The sequence below is a fragment of the Rhizobium aouanii genome (genome assembly GCF_037002925.1).
GTDB classification, from domain to species: domain Bacteria; phylum Pseudomonadota; class Alphaproteobacteria; order Rhizobiales; family Rhizobiaceae; genus Rhizobium; species Rhizobium aouanii.
The window spans coordinates 312,853-325,576 of record NZ_JBAMYD010000001.1; the positions used below are offsets into that span (position 1 = coordinate 312,853).

General features: G+C 60.7%; 12 protein-coding genes, 1 tRNA gene and 1 pseudogene. 5 read left to right on the top strand and 9 right to left on the bottom strand.

The window, feature by feature from the left end; translation table 11 throughout:
• Window positions 1-252: 252 nt before the first annotated feature.
• On the top strand, window positions 253-444 hold the full coding sequence (locus V8P77_RS01515) for a hypothetical protein (protein ID WP_335910334.1): 192 nt from the start codon (window positions 253-255) through the stop codon (window positions 442-444).
• Window positions 445-1,258: 814 nt separating this feature from the next.
• Window positions 1,259-2,068: a DUF8758 domain-containing protein gene (locus V8P77_RS01520; protein WP_335910335.1), complete on the top strand. Its 810-nt coding sequence runs from the start codon at window positions 1,259-1,261 to the stop codon at window positions 2,066-2,068.
• Here the strand turns inward: V8P77_RS01520 and V8P77_RS01525 are convergent.
• The 5 genes from V8P77_RS01525 to xylF form a co-directional block, all read right to left on the bottom strand.
• Complete coding sequence (locus tag V8P77_RS01525) at window positions 2,065-2,646, bottom strand: DUF488 domain-containing protein (RefSeq protein WP_335910336.1); 582 nt, start codon at window positions 2,644-2,646, stop codon at window positions 2,065-2,067. The two genes, V8P77_RS01520 and V8P77_RS01525, sit on opposite strands and share 4 nt — an antisense overlap.
• A gap of 111 nt (window positions 2,647-2,757) precedes the next feature.
• Window positions 2,758-2,834, bottom strand: a tRNA-Arg gene (locus tag V8P77_RS01530).
• Window positions 2,835-3,039: 205 nt separating this feature from the next.
• Window positions 3,040-3,822 carry an ATP-binding cassette domain-containing protein gene (locus V8P77_RS01535; protein WP_003561812.1) on the bottom strand — a complete coding sequence of 261 codons (783 nt, stop codon included), beginning with the start codon at window positions 3,820-3,822 and terminating at the stop codon, window positions 3,040-3,042.
• Between the two features lie 14 nt (window positions 3,823-3,836).
• Window positions 3,837-5,150, bottom strand: coding sequence for a sugar ABC transporter permease (locus tag V8P77_RS01540; RefSeq protein ID WP_168331108.1), 1,314 nt, complete (start codon window positions 5,148-5,150; stop codon window positions 3,837-3,839).
• A gap of 267 nt (window positions 5,151-5,417) precedes the next feature.
• The gene (gene xylF / locus V8P77_RS01545; protein ID WP_011653094.1) at window positions 5,418-6,458 is read right to left on the bottom strand and encodes a D-xylose ABC transporter substrate-binding protein; all 1,041 of its coding nucleotides are present in this window, start codon (window positions 6,456-6,458) and stop codon (window positions 5,418-5,420) included.
• A gap of 226 nt (window positions 6,459-6,684) precedes the next feature.
• Here xylF and V8P77_RS01550 point away from each other — a divergent pair, with 226 nt between their 5' ends.
• Window positions 6,685-7,908 (top strand): ROK family transcriptional regulator, encoded by a 1,224-nt coding sequence (locus V8P77_RS01550; RefSeq protein WP_335910337.1) that lies wholly within the window; start codon window positions 6,685-6,687, stop codon window positions 7,906-7,908.
• 311 nt (window positions 7,909-8,219) lie between these two features.
• On the opposite strand, the gene iolG is transcribed toward V8P77_RS01550, so the two are convergent.
• Window positions 8,220-9,212, bottom strand: a complete 993-nt coding sequence (gene iolG, locus V8P77_RS01555) for an inositol 2-dehydrogenase (RefSeq protein ID WP_335910338.1) — start codon at window positions 9,210-9,212, stop codon at window positions 8,220-8,222.
• 281 nt (window positions 9,213-9,493) lie between these two features.
• Here iolG and V8P77_RS01560 point away from each other — a divergent pair, with 281 nt between their 5' ends.
• Both V8P77_RS01560 and V8P77_RS01565 read left to right on the top strand, forming a co-directional pair.
• Complete coding sequence (locus tag V8P77_RS01560; protein WP_003542043.1) at window positions 9,494-9,775, top strand: hypothetical protein; 282 nt, start codon at window positions 9,494-9,496, stop codon at window positions 9,773-9,775.
• A gap of 132 nt (window positions 9,776-9,907) precedes the next feature.
• On the top strand, window positions 9,908-10,069 hold the full coding sequence (locus V8P77_RS01565; RefSeq protein ID WP_335910339.1) for a hypothetical protein: 162 nt from the start codon (window positions 9,908-9,910) through the stop codon (window positions 10,067-10,069).
• 67 nt (window positions 10,070-10,136) lie between these two features.
• Here V8P77_RS01565 and V8P77_RS01570 read toward each other — a convergent pair.
• The 3 genes and pseudogenes from V8P77_RS01570 to V8P77_RS01580 form a co-directional block, all read right to left on the bottom strand.
• Window positions 10,137-10,945 (bottom strand): annotated as a pseudogene (locus V8P77_RS01570) (Hint domain-containing protein).
• A gap of 214 nt (window positions 10,946-11,159) precedes the next feature.
• On the bottom strand, window positions 11,160-11,633 hold the full coding sequence (locus tag V8P77_RS01575; RefSeq protein ID WP_335910340.1) for a hypothetical protein: 474 nt from the start codon (window positions 11,631-11,633) through the stop codon (window positions 11,160-11,162).
• A gap of 62 nt (window positions 11,634-11,695) precedes the next feature.
• Window positions 11,696-12,700, bottom strand: coding sequence for a LysR family transcriptional regulator (locus V8P77_RS01580; RefSeq protein ID WP_335910341.1), 1,005 nt, complete (start codon window positions 12,698-12,700; stop codon window positions 11,696-11,698).
• Window positions 12,701-12,724: the final 24 nt, after the last annotated feature.

Consider the following 12,724-nt stretch of genomic DNA (forward strand, 5'->3'; position numbering starts at 1 on the left):
GCTGGCTGTGGCGTTCATTCCGAGAACGGAAATCGTGAGACTGTCAGATTGCATGGCGCACCTTTCACTAAAAGAAACGGTGCTGCCTGCTGCTGCGCACTTATGCGCCCTATCGCTCGGAAGCAAGTGGCCAAGTGTTCGTAATTGCTAACCACAACATGTTTTGGATGCGGCTGTGGACATCTTGAGGAACGCTCTTGGCACGTAATCGCACTCTGTTCCCCTCATTGGAAGGCGCTGAAGCGCGCCCCCATGAGCGCGACGGCTGACGCCGGCAGCACAGTCTCATCAGATAGCGGGCGGACCGTTCTGCGTTTTGACGAGTACCTGCCAGCGAATGTCGCCTTTGCCGGGGGAGTGTTGACGATGATTCTGCGGTGGGAGGGGATTGCCAGCATTGCAGGCCGCTTCATCTCGGCAGTTCGTGCAGATGTAAATGCCTGACCATGGCGCTGTGGTACCCGGTGTATAGATTGCATCGAAATCGGCACTGTCACTCTTCACGAGTTCACTGGCATTTTTGTATAGCGCCATCTGTTTCTTCCTTTTTGGGTTGCATTAGTACGGAAGCATGCACGCAGCAAGTCGACAACACTAGAAGTGGAATTTCTCGCACGTCTGGCAGTTAATCCACATTTTTACACAACTCATGGGAGGTAAAGTGGACGCTCTTTTCGCCGTCGACGAAAGGGCATTAACCAATCCTCCGAATTCAAAGATGATTCGGGTGCTTCAAATCGGAGCGCGATCACCGTGACGGCGAGGCCCGTCACAAAACACCAGCGTGACGCTGGGAGGGATGATCACAAGAGCAGGGATCCAGCGCCCATTGCGCACCCGAAATGCTTGAAGGAACTAGTGAGCACCTTTCAAAATACCGAATACCTGCCGCCAGTTGCGGTTAAGTCGTCGATTTCCGCCCTGGGCGTTTTCGAGGGCTATGGTTCGACGTTTGGCGGTGATCCAGCTAGCGCCTCCGGCCGTTCCTTCTCCGGCGGCACCCAAAGCTGCCGCTGAACGAGTGGCGGGAGCAAAAGCCCGTCTCGCACAGGCGCCGCGCGCCTAACAAAATCTGAATAGCTTGAATGGGTCGGGGATGCGGCCGCCGGAACGGGAGGAAGCGGGTGATTTCACGAAAACCAGAAATGGTTGTGCGTCGTCCGGACCAAACAGCAACGCTGGATTGACTTCATTCTCTGCTGGTGGCTGGAATTCCAAACAACCGTGATTCAACGGCGGATTTGTCCAGGAGCAAAGCATGGCAATCGTCGATGCCCGCATCCTCATTCTCTGCAAGACGTATCCCTCGCCCAGCGGCAAGTATGCGGAGACTACATGTGTGGCCGGGATGGATGAAAAGGGCAATCTGGTTCGCCTCTTTCCGGTCCCGTTTCGCCTGATCGCAGAGGAGCAGCAATTCAAGAAGTGGCAGTGGATCAAGGCCAAGGTCGAGAAGGCTAAGAAGGATCATCGTCCGGAAAGCTTCACCATCAAGGTGGATACTATTGAAGGTGGGATCGTAATCCAGCCAGGAAAGGATTGGGCCGAACGGCGACGGTTGCTAGCGGCGATCAAACCCTACGACCATTTCGATGACATCGAGGCGGCGCGTCTGGCCGGCCGTATTTCCCTTGCCATGCTGAAACCCGCGCGGATCCTTGGTGTGGATATCGAGGCTGTTTCCAATCCGGACTGGACGGACGAGGATTTGGCAAAGCTCGTGAATGGCCAGACGCAGGGAGGCCTTTTCGATCGAGAGGACAAGCCGTCGATCAGAACCCTCAGGAAGCTGCCGTTCGACTTCTACTATCGATACGAATGCGGCAAGGGAACCACTGCGAAAACCTTCAGGCACAAGCTTGTCGACTGGGAGGTTGGGGCACTCTATTGGAATTGTGACCGACTGTACGGCGCGGACTGGGAACGCCACTTCCGGGAAAAGCTCGAGAAGGACATACCGTCGAAGGATCTGACGCTGCTGATGGGAAACCAGCATCGGTTCCAGGATCAATGGCTGATCATCAGCTTGATTTATCCGCCGCACCAGATGCAGGCAGAACTTTTCTAGGCCGGCGACCGCTTCGGTAGCTTTTCTTGATTGCGCAGGTAACGAGCGGGATCGTCACCGAACAGATGCAGCATCTGGTAGCCGAAAGCTCCCATTCGTTCGCCTACGATAAAACGATGACAGGTTTTCGGATCGCGCTCGAAGCAGAGCAAACAGACAGCCTGATCTTCGGAGGCGGCTGCGAGCTTTTCGATGGCAGCCGCAGATTCGGGCTGGTCGACATGCGCCGTGTAGATCGTTCTGAAACGATCGAAGTCACCAGCCTTCGCTGCTTCTCTTCCTTCCTTCGGATCTCCAAGCTCCTGCATGGGGAGGTACTTAATCCCGACACTCTCCAGATGCTCACGAAGAGAATTCTTCGAGAATCCTTTTTTGCGAGATAGGGGAACTGCCCGGACGTCGGCCACTGCTTCGACACCAACAACGGTGAGCGTCTTCACGAACCGTTCGATGTCGGTGCCTTCGTAGCCGATCGTGTACACAGTTTTCATCCGGTGCTCCTTGTCCGCCACATTGAATGGCGTCGCTGGCTCCTCGCTTGCGCGGGCAGCGCGCCTCGGTACGACATCGATAGTCATGCCGCCAGAGGCTTCATCAATTGCGTTTGTTCGTGAAGCTCTGGAAGCAAGAGCTCCAGCGCGCGGTGGCATCATTCGTTATCTATGTCTTCGGTATGGACAAAATAAAAATGGCGCACCCGACAGGATTCGAACCTGTGACCTTTGGAATCGGAATCCAACACTCTATCCAGCTGAGCTACGGGTGCATGCCGAAGGCGGTTTGAATCGCCTGTCCGATGGGTGGTTCTTAGCCTAGCTTGCGGCCGGCTTCAATCGCGAAATTCTCAGAAATACGGGTGCTTGCGGTTTGGCGGGTGTTTTTATCCATCAACCTGGGAACCGTTGCATGAAAACTCCGCCGGCCTTGCGGGCGGCGGAGTGTGATTGTTGTGGGCTGTCGCCTTACGGCGGTCAGATCTGCATGGCGCCGGGGCCGGGGATGGCCTTTGACGGCACCTTGCCGAGGATAATCATGCCGAGGACTTCGTCCTTGGTCACGTCCTCGGTGCGGGCGTGGCCGACGACCTGGCCGTTTTTCATCACCGAGACGCGGTCGGCGAGGTCGAAGACGTCGTGGATGTCGTGGCTGATGAGGAAGATGCCGATGCCTTCCTTCTTCAGCTGCTTGATCAGCTCGCCCACCTGCGCCGTCTCCTGGGGGCCGAGGGCCGCCGTCGGCTCGTCCATGATCAGGATGCGGGCGTTGAAGAGGATCGCACGGGCGATCGCCACCGATTGCCGCTGACCGCCCGAAAGCGCCTTCACCGGCTCCTTGAAGCGCTTGAAGTTGGGGTTCAGCCGCCCCATTACCTCGCGGGCCGAGGCTTCCATCGCGACGTCGTCGAGCGTGCCCCAGCGGGTCTTCAGCTCGCGGCCGAGATAGAGGTTGGCGGCGGCGTCGACATTGTCGGCGACGGCGAGCGTCTGGTAGATCGTCTCGATGCCGTATTTCTTGGCATCGCGCGGATTGCGGATGTCGGCGGGCTCACCGTTGATCAGGATCTCGCCGCCATCACGCTTGTAGGCGCCGGAGAGGATCTTGATGAGCGTCGACTTGCCGGCGCCGTTATGCCCGAGCAATGCCACGACTTCGCCGGGGTAGAGATCGACCGAGGCATTGTCCACGGCGTGAATGCCGCCGAAGGAGATCGAGATGTTTTTCAGTTCCACGAGGGGAGTGCGTTGATCAGCCATGTCTAGGGCTCCTCTCACTTGGCACGGGCGCGGTAGACGGTGTCGAGCCAGACCGCCACGACGAGGACGGTGCCGACGACGACGCTCTGCAGCGGCGTATCGACATGCGCAAGCACCATGCCCGATTGCAGCGACTGCATGACGAGCGCGCCGAGCATGGCGCCGGCGATGGTGCCGGTGCCGCCTGCCAGCGACGTCCCGCCGATGACGGCGGCGGCGATGGTGTAGAGCTCGTCGAGCGTACCCTGCGAGTTCGTTGCGGCGTTGAGGCGGGCGGTGGAGATCGCCGCTGCTATGGCTGCGAGGATGCCCATCAGCGCGAAGATGCGCACGGTGACCCAGCGCGTCTTGATGCCGGCGAGCTCGGCCGCTTCGGGGTTGCCGCCAATTGCGAAGACGTAGCGGCCGAAGCGCAGCCTTGTCGCGATGAAGGTCATGATGATGCCGACGACGATAGCGATCAGCACCGGCACGGCGATGCCGTAGGGAATATCCAGACCGGTTTCGGGCCAGGGAATATTGTTGGTCTCGGCATATTTCTTGGCGATGTTGATCGGCCAGTAATAGCTGTTGGCGATCCAGACCGCACCGAGGATGAGCACGCAGCTCAGGACGGCGAGGAAATATTCAGCCCATATCGGCCGGCGCGGGAAACCGAAGCGGCGGCGCTGCCGGCGCGAGCCGACGATACTGGCGATGACGAAGAGGCAGGCGCAGATGCCGACGATCCAGCTCCAGGTGGCGCCGATCGAGCCTTCCGCGCCGCCGCCCATGATGCGGAAGGTCTGGTCCATCGGGGCAACCGTCTGGCCGCTGGTGACGAGCCAGGTCGCGCCACGCCAGACGAGCAGGCCGCCGAGAGTGACGATGAAGGAGGGAACGTTCAGGAAGGCGATGATGATGCCCTGGAAGGCGCCGATGAGGCAGCCTGCCGCCAGGCCGACCAGCAGCGTGATCGCCCAGGTGAAGGGGCTGTCGAAGCCGATATATTCCGGCAGGATCTTGGCCTGCGTCACGCCCATGATCATGCCGCAGAGGCCGAGCACGGAACCGACGGACAGGTCGATGTTGCGGGTGACGATGATCAGCACCATGCCTGTCGTCATGACCGCGATGTCGGTCGTCTGGACCGAGAGGTTCCAGAGATTGCGCGGGGTCAGGAAGAGGCCGCCGGTGATGATGTGGAAACCGATCCAGATGATGATCAGCGCGCCGATCATGCCGAGCAGACGTGTGTCGATCTCGGTGGCGCGGAAGAAGCGGGTCACCGGACTGGCTTCCGCCGCTCGCGGTCCGCTTGATGTTGTGGATTTTACCATTTCGGCCATGGGTTTGCCGTTCCCCCACTTTGTTTGGACGGATGCGCCGGCGCGCTAGAGGCTGCCATCGGCGTCATGCGTCTGTTCTTCAACTTAACCATCGCGATGCTTCCGGAAGCCGGTCGCGTGGCGTCGCGACACCCTTCCGGCAGGGAATGAAAACCCGCGATGGTGCGGTGAGGCGGAGAAAACTTCGTCGTTGGAATTCTCATCCGCATCCGGCGCCGCAACGGTGTTCCGCTGCGGCGCCGGCAATTTTAGCTTACAAGCCTTGGCTTACTTGCAGGCAGCGACGCTGTCGGCCTTGACGCCCTGGCACGCTTCCGCCTTGGAGATCCAGCCGGCGTCGATGACGACGTTCAGGTTTTCCTTGGTGATCGCAAGCGGCTTCAGGAAGACCGACTGCATTTCGACGCCCTTCGGGCCGCCTTTGAAAGCCTGGGCGCCGTCGATCTTGCTCATGTCCTTGCCGCCGGCGAGGTCGAGAGCGATTTCTGCGGCGCGCTGGCCGAGTTCGCGGCTGTCCTTCCAGACGGAAACCGTCTGCGTGCCGAGAGCGATGCGGTTGAGCGCTGCCTTGTCACCGTCCTGGCCGGAAACCGGAACGGAGCCGGCGAGGCCCTGTGCGTCGAGAGCGGCGATGGCGCCACCGGCGGTGCCGTCATTCGAGGCGACGACGGCGTCAACCTTGTTGTTGTTGGCGGTCAGGAACTGCTCCATGTTGCGCTGAGCGTTCTCCGGCAGCCAGCCGTCGGTATAGGCTTCGCCGACATTCTTGATCTTGCCGGCGTCGATGGCGGCCTTCAGCACTTCCTGCTGGCCCGAGAACAGGAAGTCTGCGTTCGGATCGGAAGACGAGCCCTTGATGAAGACGTAGTTGCCTTCCGGCTTGGCCTTGAAAACGCCCTCAGCCTGCAGGCGGCCGACTTCCTTATTGTCGAAGGTGATGTAGAAGGCAGCCGGGTTTTCGATCAGGCGGTCATAGCCGACGACGGGGATGCCTTCAGCGGCGGCCTTTTCAATCGCCGGGCCGATCGCGTCGGAGTCCTGGGCGAGGATGATCAGTGCGTTGGCGCCCTGCGAGATCAGCGATTCGACGTCGGTAAGCTGCTTGGCGGCAGAAGACTGCGCGTCAGCGGAAATATATTTGGCGCCCTTGGCTTCGAGAGCCTTCTTGATGGCGGCTTCGTCCGTCTTCCAGCGTTCTTCCTGGAAATTCGACCAGGAAACACCGACGACGAGATCGGCAGCCATGGCAGCAGTATGCACGGAAACGAGGATGGCAGCACCCGCCATCAGTTTCAAAATAGACTTCATAATGTCCTCCCGAGTGGATTGCGACCGGCCCAGCCCATGCTTCCTCCGGCCACCGCGAATAGCTGTCGAGAAAGGTTCGGATTTTTTTCTCGACAGTCGAGAAATTTAGTGTCAGAGATTTTTTCAACTGTCAACACTGCACTGCCGGCTTAATTTCCTTGCAGAATAACGGCCGGAGATGCAGTGGAAACCGAGGGTGGCATCAGCAGGAGGAGAGGCGGCATTCATGCTGACCAAGTCGAGCACGGAGCTGGTCCGGCAGAGAAACAGCGTGCTCGTGCTGTCCGTGCTGCGTCGCCACGGTGCGCTCGCGCATACCGAAATATCCGATTTCACCCGGCTTTCGTCGGCCACCATTTCGGCGATCACCGCTGAGCTGGAAAAAGCCCAGATCATCGAAAAATCGGAACAGCAGCCGGCAAGCGGCCGCGGCCGGCCGCGCGTGCTGCTGCGCCAGCGGCGCGATTGCGGCTATCTCATCGTCGTCATCATCTCCTCGGATGCGGTGCAATATTCGCTGGTCGATTATGCCGGCAAGCTGATCGACCGCTTCAGCGAGGAACGTTCGCATGATCCGGCAGGGGCCGTCCGCTTCGTCGCGGCCGTGCGGGCCGGGCTTTTGCGCATTCTCGATCGCTCGAAGATCAGCCAAGAAAAGGTGCTGCTGATCTCGATCAGCAGCAAGGGGCTGGTCGATTCCACCGAGCCGGTTCTCGTCTGGTCACCGATCTTCGGCAGCGAGCAGATCGATTTCGAATCAGCACTTCGGCCGGAATGGCAGGCCAAGGTGATCCTCGATAACGAGACGCTGCTGGTCGCGGCGGCACTCGGCGCGCGTGAAGAGATGGTGAAGGGCGCCGATTTCCGCTCGCTCGCCGCCCTTTCGCTCGGCCATAGCGTCGGGCTCGGCATCGTCAGGCGCGGGAACCAGACGGGCCAGGAGATATCGGCGCCCAATTTCGGGCACATGCTGCACATGGCCAATGGCGGGCTCTGCCGCTGCGGCACCCGCGGCTGCATCGAGGCCTATGCCGGTTTCTACGCGATCCTGCGCAGCGCCTTCGAAGTGCCGCTCGACACGATTCCGGCAAAGTTCGTGCCGGTGGCGGAACTGGACAAGATCGCCGCCAAGGCGCGCCAGGGCCACCGCGTCCCCGCCTTCGCCTTCCGCCAGGCGGGGCTGGCACTCGGCAACGGGCTGTCGCGCATGCTGAGCTTGACGGAGCGCATGCCGATCGCCATCACCGGGCCGGGCACGCGTTATTACGACCTTCTTCGGCAAGGGATCGAAGAGGGTCTGGGGCAGTCGCATATCGTGCGCATGGAAGGCATGCCCGAAATCAGGGTGGTGGCCGACGAGCAGATCCTCGTCTTCGAAGGACATCTGAACCGGGCGCTATCCGTCATCGACGAGGATATCGTTGTCTCGGGCATCCCGGGAGCGGATTGAGGATGCATCGCTAAGGGCGAATGATTGGGCTTCGGCACAGGTCAAAGCTATCAGATTCATTCATCAGTCCGGTCTGTACCCCAAAGAAAACCCCTCCCCACAAGGGGGAGGGACTTAAATTGCCGCACCCGCTTTCCAAATCTTCGGCGTTTCGGGATGGGCGGCGCAGCTGCCGCAGGTTAGCCCCTCCCACCTGTGGGGAGGGGTTGGGGAGGGGTCTTTTTTGAGGTCCGCCCGCACTTCATTAAACGCGAAATGGCCGGGCTAGCGCCCGGCCATCTCATGCATGGCTTCCGGTCGGGAGAGGGCCGTCAGCCGATCTTGATGAGCTTGCCTTCCTTGACGGACTGGACCGCGGCATCGGCGAGTGCCAGCGCTGCGAGACCATCGGCGCCTGATGGAGAGATCTTGGTACCCTTCTCGATCGCGGCGATGAAGCCGGCAATCTCGTTGGCATAGGCTTCGGTATAGCGGGTCATGAAGAAATCGTGCAGCGGCGGGCGGGTATAGCCGTCGCCGTTTGCAACCTCGATCGAAACAGGACGCTGGTTCTCGGCCGAGACGAGGCCCTTGGAACCATGCACCTCGATGCGCTGATCGTAGCCATAGGTGGCGCGGCGGGAGTTGGAGATGACGGCCTGCTTGCCGGATTTCGTCTGCAGGATCACCGAGACGCTGTCATAGTCGCCGGCTTCGCCGATCGCCTTGTCGACGAGCACGGCGGCGGTCGCCAGCACCGAGACCGGCTCCTCGCCGAGCAGGAAGCGGGCCATGTCGAAATCGTGGATCGTCATGTCGCGGAAGATACCGCCCGAGCGCTTGATGTAATCCACCGGCGGGGCGCCGGGATCGCGCGAGGTGATCGTCACCATCTCGACATCGCCGATCTTGCCTTCGTCGATGACCTTGCGCACAGCCATGAAATGCGGGTCGAAGCGGCGGTTGAAGCCGACCATCAGCTTGGCGCCGGTCTCCTCCACCACCTTGATGCAGGCCTTGACGCGGGCGACGTCGAGATCGATCGGCTTTTCGCAGAAGATCGCCTTGCCGGCGCGGGCGAAGCGCTCGATCAGATCGGCATGTGTATCCGTCGGCGTGCAGATGACGACGGCGTCGATATCCTTGGCGGCTTCGATCGCCTCGATGGTGCGGACCTCGCAGCCATAGGCGGAGGCGATGGCTTCGGCTGCCTGCGGAAAGGCGTCTGCGACCGCGACGAGCTTTGCATTGGCGTCGCCGCTGACAGCCTTCGCATGAACCTTGCCGATGCGGCCGGCGCCGAGAAGACCAAATCTCACTGTCATTCCAACCTCCCTTGAATTCGGAACAAATAAACCGAATTGTCAAATTTCTGGAATTTTCATTCCACCTTCTCTGCGTCGCGTCAAGCCCGCGGATCTTTCACATTTGCAAGATTCGACCCGGAGCATTTCCGGCTCGGAATGAAGCGTTCTGCTGCAGCGGGCTTGTCGAACATTCGATACCGTTTGAGCCAACAGAATACTTTAATCTGGCCAGGAAAGGCTTTAGAGACAAGCGCGGCACAGGCCGAGGGCAGTGCGACATATCCGAGCGCGGGGTAAAGATGCAGCTGATCGATCCGAACCATCCGGCATACCGGCGCCTCTGGGTGCGAGTTGCCATCGTTGCCGTCTGCTTCGGCTGGGCCGTGGTCGAGTTCGTCACCGGCGATCCGTTCTGGGGCGTGCTCGCGGGCGGGGCGGGGGCCTATTCCTTCTATATATTGTTCTGGACCTTCAAGCCGCAGCCGCCGGCCACCGAACCGGCCGCGCAGCCTGACGCCGAGGAAGAAGAAGGGCCTGCGGCGACCGCTGAAAAGCCTTCCAAGGACGGGCAGGCGGAATAATCAGCGGGCGATTCGCCGCAGCGCTTCGTCGCATTGTCGCGAAGGGCGGGGCAACACCGTCGGGGGTGATTGGCGCGGGCATGCTGGCCGGCGGTGCGGGTGTCTATTCCTTCTATATGCTGATCTGGCTATATGCTGATCTGGGCCTTCGATCCGAAGCCGCCGGAGACGGCGACAGTTGTCACACCCGATGACGCGGACGGGGACGGGCCGGCAGGCGACGAGAAGAAAGCCGAAGAGAAGAAGCGCGCCGCGATCTTTCCGATGCGCGCCACGCTTGAGGTCTTTGTTTGATACGATCGCAAAACCGACGCACGGCTTCACGTGCAGCCAGCCCGATCCCCGGCGCATTCCCGTCCTGTCAGAGTGACAGTTCCTTGGCTTGCGCGTCGATCTTTTCGCAGGCATTCCCGAATGGATCGTGCATCGGTACCAGCGGCGAGACGCCGAGCAGGAAAAGCGCTTTCAAATGTGACCAGCCACCTCCCAGCAACGGCGCAAAGGATGTCATCACAATGCGTTCCTTGCCATAGAGACGTTCGTACTCTGCAAAATTGCAGAAGTTCTCGTGATTGCTGTTCTTCAGATGGAAGGACTCGGTCTCAGCGCCTTCGTCGTGCCGTTCACGAGGTCCTTCACCTGGATCAAAACGCCGTCCAGATATAACGCATGGCCAGGCGACAGATAGAGATCCGAATGGGGTGTGTGCCCGTCCAGGGCGTGGCGGGAAACCCGGATCGGCACGACGTCCTTGTGCCAGCGCGCGCCGCTCTTCTTGAAGCTTTGGCGGCCGACCCACTTTACCGGACGGGTGCTGCCGTCAGGAAGGGCAACGCGATCGCCGATGCTGAGATCCTCGACAGGCTTCTCACCGCAATCCGTGAGGATCGCCGTTCCCCGCAGGAAGCAATTTGGGCCGCTCCCGCTCCCGCTGCCGCCACCGCCACTGGAGCCACCACTTCCGCCTGAGCCACCGCTCCCGCCCGAGCCTCCGCCTCCACCGGAGCCACCCCGTCCCCAAAGCCGCCCCAGCGCGTTGGCCGGAGAGGTGGTAATTGCTGTAGCCAAGGCGGCCACGCCGGCAAGACGAGCACCAGCGGCTGCGGCTACACCTAGAAAATGTCTGCGCGCAGTATTGCGTGGTAGCTTCGGATCTTCCGTAGATGACATGTCGGCGCTCCCTGAAAACATCCCGAAATACGCTATTGCCGGTAGCAAAAAGCAGCATATTTCTCTGCTACCCGAGCGCGAAAGAATCAGACTGAGCACCATGAGCATCGGTTGAAGCGCAGGAAAAACAGCCCATATAAGAGCTCGCGAATCGAGCCGGAAACGGCGGCTCTTCCAAAGCTTTGGAACGTTTGCCTGCGTTCGCGAGAAAGCGTCAGCTGTGCGGCAGGCGGCGCATCGCCTCGTCGATCAGCAGATTGGCGATCATCATGCGCCTGTTGGCATTGTCGCGGAAAAGCTCCGCGACGCCATCAGGATGATTGGCCTTGGCAAAGGCGCGGCGCTTCTCACGGAGTGTCAGCGGTGTATCGGCGGCGGAGATCGACAGTTCCGCGGCAACCTCCTGCGGTGTCGTGCGGGCGAGATGATCCGGCATGACGGGCTCGGGTGGAGGCGCAGCCGTCGGTTCCTCCGCGATCGCGGCGGCGGGATCGAGTTCCAGATTCTCGAAATAGGCCTGGCCGACGCGTTGCGAGGCGGCCGAGACACCTTCCATGACATCGAAGGCAAGCCCGGTGGCAAGGCCGGAGACCCGATGGGCGGCCGGCGCTTCGGCGTCTTCGTCCGTCTCGTCCTCCGCCTTCAGCCGCTCGAGGACTGATTGAAATACCGACTGTCCGAACAGCATCCGCCCCCCTTTCGACGCGTGCATTAAAGGCGGGCAAGATGGCGCAGGGCTTGCGGGTGTCGTCAGCTGGCCTGCTTGCGGCTCTCCTCGAGGATGATGTCGTAGAGCAGCCTTGCGCTTGGCGGCAGCGCCCGTTCCCTCGCCGTGATCATGCTGTAGGGCTTGACGTTGATGTCAAAATCGATCGGCAGCATGTGCACATCGGAGGCATTTGAGCCCTGGTTGGCGAGGAATTGGGCGACGTCGACGGCGACGGGAGCGATCGCATCGGTTTCGCAGATGATGGCGCAGGTGAGCAACAGCGAGGAGGTGTTGACGATGTTCTCCGGCAACGCCACGCTGCGCGACAGGAAGACGTCCTCGATCGTGCGGCGAAGCAGCGTGCCGGGCGGCTGGAACACCCAGTCGTAATCCCTGACGTCGGCGAGGGTGCTCACCTTCTGCTTCATAAGCGGATGGCTGCTGCGCACGATCAGGCAGGCCCGCTCGATGCCGATCTCCGTCACCTCGAACAGGCGGGGGTTGAGATCATCGGGAATGCGGCCGATGATGAAGTCATGGCGGGCGGCGAGCAGCTCGCGGGCAAGCACGTTGCTCGTCTCCACCTGGATGTTGATCTCGATGCCGGGATAGGCCTTGCGCACCTTGTTGATTGCCGGAACGACGAGGCTCATGGCCGGCGCCGTCACCGCGCCGATGAAGACCGAGCCGCCCTTGCCGCTCTTCAATTCGCCGATCTCGCGGCTTGCCTCGCGCAGCTCCAGGAGGATCTTCCGAGCCCTCCGGGCAAGCGCTGCGCCGAAGGTCGTCAGCACCACGCCGCGGGCGACGCGCTCGTAGAGCGGTGTCTTGGTGATCGCCTCCATTTCCGACAGCATGCGCGATGCGGCGGGTTGGGAAATGTTCAGAACGTCGGCTGCGGCGGAAATCTGTCCGCTATCTTCGATTGCGACGATCATGCGCAGGTGATTCAGCTTAAGTCCTGCACGTAAAAGGCCGTCGTCGCCGAAGTTGTCGCTGTGGATATCGACGTGATCCATCGAAAATGGCTCGGAAACAATCGTCATGGTTGCAGCCTCCTCACTGCGCTC